Source organism: Salifodinibacter halophilus (genome assembly GCA_012999515.1).
Taxonomy (GTDB): domain Bacteria; phylum Pseudomonadota; class Gammaproteobacteria; order Nevskiales; family Salinisphaeraceae; genus Salifodinibacter; species Salifodinibacter halophilus.
In genome coordinates, this window is sequence record JABEEB010000825.1 from 1 (window position 1) to 231 (window position 231).

Annotated in this window: 1 protein-coding gene; it reads right to left on the bottom strand. The window is 66.7% G+C overall.

Annotated elements, in window-relative coordinates; genetic code table 11:
• Positions 1-231: MotA/TolQ/ExbB proton channel family protein (locus HKX41_13885; protein NNC25223.1), on the bottom strand; the 231-nt coding region annotated here is incomplete at both ends.

Sequence of the window (231 nt, forward strand, 5' to 3'; positions counted from 1 at the left end):
ACGCGCGAGCCGGTGGCGAAGAAGTCGTGCAGGTCGTGCGCGAAGGTGTCGAACTTGTTGTTCGTCACGCGGTTCAGACGCACGAAGAAGTTGTACGCGAGCACCGCCGGGATCGCGACGAACAGACCGATCGCGGTCATGATCAGCGCTTCGCCCACCGGGCCGGCGACGGCCTGGATCGAGGACTCGCCCGAGGCGCCCAGACGCAGCAGGGCGTGGTAGATGCCCCAC